At 45.6% G+C, this 5,373-nt stretch carries 8 protein-coding genes; 5 read left to right on the plus strand and 3 right to left on the minus strand.

Annotation, left to right across the window (positions count from 1 at the left end; translation table 11 throughout):
* Positions 1-216 precede the first annotated feature (216 nt).
* Genes JHC35_RS02060 through JHC35_RS02070 form a run of 3 tightly spaced genes read right to left on the minus strand, consistent with a single transcriptional unit; the run spans position 217 to position 1,606 of the window.
* On the minus strand, positions 217-531 hold the full coding sequence (locus JHC35_RS02060; RefSeq protein ID WP_295041724.1) for a pyrimidine/purine nucleoside phosphorylase: 315 nt from the start codon (positions 529-531) through the stop codon (positions 217-219).
* A 27-nt stretch (positions 532-558) separates the two neighbouring features.
* A complete protein-coding gene (locus JHC35_RS02065) occupies positions 559-777 on the minus strand; it encodes a hypothetical protein (RefSeq protein ID WP_295041725.1) in 219 nt (72 codons plus the stop codon).
* Positions 767-1,606, minus strand: a complete 840-nt coding sequence (locus JHC35_RS02070) for a S1-like domain-containing RNA-binding protein (RefSeq protein ID WP_295041726.1) — start codon at positions 1,604-1,606, stop codon at positions 767-769. Before JHC35_RS02070 ends, JHC35_RS02065 begins: the two co-directional genes overlap by 11 nt.
* A gap of 80 nt (positions 1,607-1,686) precedes the next feature.
* Here JHC35_RS02070 and JHC35_RS02075 point away from each other — a divergent pair, with 80 nt between their 5' ends.
* The 5 genes from JHC35_RS02075 to JHC35_RS02095 form a co-directional block, all read left to right on the plus strand.
* Entirely contained in the window at positions 1,687-1,932 is a 246-nt protein-coding gene (locus JHC35_RS02075) for a type II toxin-antitoxin system CcdA family antitoxin (RefSeq protein WP_295041727.1), read from the plus strand.
* Positions 1,932-2,237, plus strand: coding sequence for a CcdB family protein (locus JHC35_RS02080; RefSeq protein WP_295041728.1), 306 nt, complete (start codon positions 1,932-1,934; stop codon positions 2,235-2,237). Before JHC35_RS02075 ends, JHC35_RS02080 begins: the two co-directional genes overlap by 1 nt.
* Positions 2,237-2,989, plus strand: coding sequence for an SDR family NAD(P)-dependent oxidoreductase (locus JHC35_RS02085; RefSeq protein ID WP_295041729.1), 753 nt, complete (start codon positions 2,237-2,239; stop codon positions 2,987-2,989). The genes JHC35_RS02080 and JHC35_RS02085 overlap by 1 nt, the downstream gene beginning before the upstream one ends.
* A 24-nt stretch (positions 2,990-3,013) precedes the next feature.
* Entirely contained in the window at positions 3,014-5,089 is a 2,076-nt protein-coding gene (locus JHC35_RS02090) for a molybdopterin-dependent oxidoreductase (RefSeq protein WP_295041730.1), read from the plus strand.
* Between the two features lie 3 nt (positions 5,090-5,092).
* On the plus strand, positions 5,093-5,373 hold a 281-nt coding region (locus JHC35_RS02095; protein ID WP_295041731.1), incomplete at its 3' end, for a YraN family protein.

The raw sequence follows: 5,373 nt of genomic DNA on the forward strand, positions 1-5,373 counted from the left end.
TATACGGCTGGCACTTCGCGGTGTAGAAGCGGATGAGGGCGCAGCGATTAAGTGGCTTGTCATGGCAGCGAAGCAAAAAGAGCCCACTGCACTCACCTTTGGAATGAAAAAAAGGTTCATTCTATAAAATCAGTGGGATTGCAACAAAAAAAGGTGAGAAGCGTTTGATAAAGAAGGGTGGATCGATGAGAACAGCGTCGAGATTCGACGCTGATATTATTTGACGAAATGACAGCAATAGTCAGAAACACTTTTGACTTTGAGGTGAAACGCACTGTTCGCGGCAACTTCAAAATTTTGCGGTCCAACAACATTGATCCACTCCTCTGAACCCGGAAGCTGAACCTCCATCTCTCCGCTCATAATCTCCATGATCTCTTTATCGCCGGTGTTGAACGTATACTCTCCCGGCATCATGATTCCGAGGGTTTTGATGGTACCGTCTTCAAAGCGGATGGTACGGCTGGTAACTTTTCCCTCAAAATAGACATTGGCTTTTTTGTCGATGGTAACATTCGAAAACTGTGACATTTGATTCCTTTTAAAATAGTGGTGCAATTATAGCGGATTGATCTCTTTCTTGATCTTTTTGGGGAGATGGGCGAAGGGGAAATCGGCGAGGATTTTGGTCTCATTTCCCTCTTTGATCTCCACTTCTAAATCCATGTTGTCTCGGTTCATCGAGAGAAGCGTAATCGTTCTTCCGCTTTCTTCATAACTGATGTTTCGTGGACGGAGTTGGACGACGGCATTGCGTTTGCGTGGTCTATATCCCATAGAGTCCGTTCTCCTTGACGACGATTTTTTTCGCTTCGACGAGCTGGTTGACCGCCGCTTTGAAATTCTTTTTGCTAAGTCCAAACGTTTTTTGAATTAGATCCGGATCACTTTTGGTGTTATAAGGGAGCATTCCGCCGTTTTGTTGAAGCATCTCGTAAATCTTGTCGGCGGCGTTGGCCGCCTTGGCTTTGCCGATCATCTGCAAAGAGAGATCGAGTTTACCGTCAGGGCGTAATTGTTTGACAAACCCTTTTTTGATTTGTCCGACACGGATATCTTCGAAAATCTCGTTGGCGTATATCATACCCTCATATTTATGATCCACAATCACTTTGTACCCCAACGGAGTTTTGGCAATAATCATAAACGTTACGGGGGTATTGGGATAAAAGCTCTTCGGAGGGGTCTCTAACGCTCCGCTAATTTTTTCGGTTCCCACAAGGCGGTTGGTCTGCTCATCAAGGATAACGCGGACGAGCCGTTTTTCACCGACGGCAAAAGGGCGTTTTTGAAGTGCGCGCGGTACGAAGAGATCTTTGGGCAATCCCCAGTCGACAAAGGCACCGATATTGTTGGTGTCAACGACTTCCACAAATGCGATTTCACCCAGCATCGCTTTGGGCTTCAGCGTTGTCGCAACGGGGCGGTCTTCGCTGTCGGTATAGACGAATACGTCGATCGTATCACCGATATGCATCTTCTCGGTGACGTATTGGTTGGGCAGTAATATATCGCTCCCATCGAGTGCACGCAAGAAGAGTCCCGGCACGGTAGAGCGGTCGATAACGAGGATATTGATCTCCCCGATTTTTAGTGTTTCATTCATGGTGAAATTATAGCTTACGTTTGATTGCAAAGATATTATCTGTGATATAATGCGTATATATAATGCGCATGGAGAATGTGATGACAGCAATTTATAATCCAAATGCCCCAAAAAAAGCGGCAAATTTGAGTATCAACAGTGAACTTCTACAGCAAGCAAAAGAACTGGGTATCAATCTATCGCAATCGCTTGAAGAGACGTTAGCCGATAAAGTGGCACGGCGAAAAGAAGAGTTGTGGCTTGAAGAGAACCGTGAAGCGATAGAAGATTACAACCGAACTATCGAGCAAAGAGGTGTATTTAGTCACGGTTTGAGACGATTCTAATGGCACAGTTTGATGTGTATTGTAACAGTAATCCGCTGACATCTGAAGAAATCCCCTATCTCATCGATATTCAAGCGGAGCTATTAAGCCATCTTTCCACCCGTATGGTGATACCGTTCTCATCAAAAGCAAAAGCGCTTAGACATCTCAATCCCATATTTGAGATCGAAGGTAAAGAGGTAGTATTAATGACTCAGGAAATGGCGGGTGTCGAACAGTCTGCTTTAGGACAAAAAGTTATTTCTCTGAGCGAATATCGAAGTGATATCATTGCCGCTATCGATTTTATGATAAGCGGGTTTTAATGCGCATTATTATCACAGGAGCCAGCAGCGGTTTAGGTGAAGCGTTGGCACTTCATTACGCAATACCGCAAAATGAATTGGTATTGATCGCACGTCGAGAAGAGCGTTTGAGAGATGTGGCTGCTCGGTGCCGAGAGAAAGGTGCAGAGGTTGAAGCAATCATCACCGATGTCAATGATTTTGGACGGATGCAGGAAATCGGGAGTGAACTCTCACAAAATCAAATCGATCGGATCATCCTCAATGCCGGAGTATCGGTCGGACATAGTGGAGGGGTAACGCCGTTTGAGGATTTTGAGCGTCTTTTTAAAACAAATTTTTTGAGTGTTCATGCACTGTTGGAACCAATCATCCCGAAACTGATCGAGCAACAATCGGGGGAGATTGTCTTTATCTCATCGCTCGCTTCACTGCTCACTATGCCCACTTCCATCGCGTATAGCAGTTCAAAACGGGCACTCAATGCGTACGCTGAGGGGTTGCACTATCAGCTAAAACCGTATGGTATCAATGTGATGACTATTATGCCTGGATTTATCGATTCGGAAATGACCCAAAAGAACCGATTTAAAATGCCGTTTTTCATGTCGAGAGAAAAAGGGATTGCCCGAATTACCCATGCGATTGAGAGAAAAAGGATGCGATATGCGTTCCCTTTTAGATTTTACTTAATGATTCGAATTGTCTTGCTCTTTCCGCAGTCCTTAAGAGACAAAATTGTACACTTCACTAATTTTAAAAAGGGTGGATAGCCCGTAAAATCAAGGAAATATCCGATGATAATCGAGAGTGTTTGTACCTATTGCGGTGTAGGGTGCGATATTTCCGCTGAAGTGGAAGACAACAAAATCCAAAAAATTTCTGCCAATGAAGAGGGTGTGGTCTCTCAAGGGCGATTGTGTATCAAAGGAAAACAGGGATGGGATTTCGTTACTCATCCAAAACGGCTGCGCAACGCACGTGTACGGAAATCATTTTGGGCAAAAAATGCGGCACTTTTTGCCGACATCGATATGGATTATCTCGAACCGGTAGATCATGATTTTTACGAGATCAGCTACGAGAGCGCTTATGAATTGGTCGCTCGAAAACTCCGATCGATTACCGATACATACGGTGCCCGCAGTTTTGCAGCGATCGGCGGTGCCCGTACGAGCTGTGAGGGCTCTTATCTGTTTCAACATTTTACCCGCCACGTGGTCGGATCACCGCACGTCGATAACTGTGCCCGCGTCTGTCACTCTCCCTCACTTAAAGGGATGCGTACAACCATCGGCGAAGGGGCAATGACTAATCCGTTCAACGATATTTACGATACCGAATTCATGGTGGTCATGGGTTCCAATACCACCGAAGGGCATCCGATCGTCGCCAATCGGATGCTCGATGTGATCAAAAATAACGGAGTCGAGTTGGCGGTGCTCGATGTTCGCCGTATTCAGCTCTCCAAATCCGCGACGCACCATTTGAGTATCCCGTATGAAGCCAATCTCATGATTCTCAACATGATGGCCTATGTGATTATTTCTGAGAATTTGGTCAATACCGAATTTGTCAATGCCCGAACCAAAGGATACGAAGCGTACAAAAATGCGATTTTGAACGACCCGTATGCCAATCCGGAATTTTTACTCCAAATCCCCGGCTATGAACCGTTGATGAACGAGATCCGCACCGTTGCCCGTAAATATGCGACACGCAAGAGTCTCTTTTTTTGGGGGTTGGGAATCACGGAGCATTTGGACGGCTCGTATGCGGTCATGGCAATCACCCATTTGGCGATGCTTACGGGGAATATCGGTCAAAGCGGTGCGGGATTGATGCCGCTTCGAGGACAAAACAATGTACAGGGAACATGTGATGTGGGGATGTTGCCGTATTACGATCCTGATTACAGAGAACCCAAAGAGATTGGACTGATGACCCCTGATTTGATCGATGCGATGATCGATGGAAAAATCAAGGCACTCTATAACATCAGTGAAGACATCGCCCATATCCATCCGAATCAAAACAAAATTCACGCGGCGCTTGGCAATCTGGATTTATTGGTTGTCAATGAGTTATTTGATAATGAGATTACGAAATTTGCCGACATTATTTTCGGAGTGAAAAGCGCGTATGAAAAGACGGGAGTCTATGTCAATGCGGAACGCCGATTGCATCTCTCTCAGCCGCTGGTCAATGTACGCATGCCTGATGACTGGGAGGTAATCGCCGAAATTTCGAAACGCTACGGAGTCGATTTCGGATTCACATCATCACGTGATGTATGGGAGAGGGTTCGCATCGACGCGCCGGTTCGTTTTGGGGGAGCGAGTTATGAAAAACTCGAAGCCAATCGGCTTCGTGGGTTGCAGTGGCCGGTTCAGGAAGAGGATTTGCCGGTATTGCATATCGGAAAATTCCGAACGCCGGACGGTTTTGGGACATTTCATTACCACCAGTATACTCCACGCGGTCAAGTCGAGGAACTCATGAAATCGAGTACACATGAGGGGTATTATCTCACGACGGGTCGTGTATTGGTTCATTACAATAACGGAGCGCAGACGAATGCGTGTGACAAACTTCACAAATCTCATAGTGAAGACATTTTGCTGGTGAGTGTCGAAGATGAAGAGTTTTTTGAATTCAAAGATTTTGTGGTCTTGAAAAGCGAATACGGTCAAAGCGCTCCTTTGCGTGTCAAGGTGAGCTCCACGATCAAAAAAGGGACGATGTTTACGACGTTTCATCACGCCAAAAGCAATATTAATTTCTTGTTCGGGGACGAGAGCGATGAACTGATCAAAACGGCGCGGTTTAAGTCCGTCAAAGTCGAGGTGATCAAACCCGACTATCTGGATTAAATCGTGCATACCCGCGCCAAAGGTAATTTTGCCGAAGAGCGCGGGTGTGAGTATCTGCGAAACAAAGGGTGTCGCATAGTCGATCGAAACGTCTATAACCGCTTCGGTGAGATCGATATTATTGCTTTACGTGATAATGTTCTCCATTTTGTTGAAGTAAAAAGTGCGACGAGCTATGAGCAGGCTGTGAACAATATTACCTCCTCGAAACTTCAAAAACTGCACCGAACTATCCAAACCTATCTTCAGCAAAAACGGCTCAATCTTGAGTATTGTATCGATGC

It is taken from the genome of Sulfuricurvum sp. (genome assembly GCF_022759005.1).
Lineage (GTDB): Bacteria > Campylobacterota > Campylobacteria > Campylobacterales > Sulfurimonadaceae > Sulfuricurvum.

What these genes read in the sequence shown, in the direction of transcription:
- JHC35_RS02060 (WP_295041724.1), bottom strand. Translation starts at nt 531, where the DNA reads ATGTCACAGTTTTCGAATGTTACCATCGACAAAAAAGCCAATGTCTAT.
- JHC35_RS02065 (WP_295041725.1), bottom strand. Translation starts at nt 777, where the DNA reads ATGGGATATAGACCACGCAAACGCAATGCCGTCGTCCAACTCCGTCCA.
- JHC35_RS02070 (WP_295041726.1), bottom strand. Translation starts at nt 1,606, where the DNA reads ATGAATGAAACACTAAAAATCGGGGAGATCAATATCCTCGTTATCGAC.
- JHC35_RS02075 (WP_295041727.1), top strand. Translation starts at nt 1,687, where the DNA reads ATGACAGCAATTTATAATCCAAATGCCCCAAAAAAAGCGGCAAATTTG.
- JHC35_RS02080 (WP_295041728.1), top strand. Translation starts at nt 1,932, where the DNA reads ATGGCACAGTTTGATGTGTATTGTAACAGTAATCCGCTGACATCTGAA.
- JHC35_RS02085 (WP_295041729.1), top strand. Translation starts at nt 2,237, where the DNA reads ATGCGCATTATTATCACAGGAGCCAGCAGCGGTTTAGGTGAAGCGTTG.
- JHC35_RS02090 (WP_295041730.1), top strand. Translation starts at nt 3,014, where the DNA reads ATGATAATCGAGAGTGTTTGTACCTATTGCGGTGTAGGGTGCGATATT.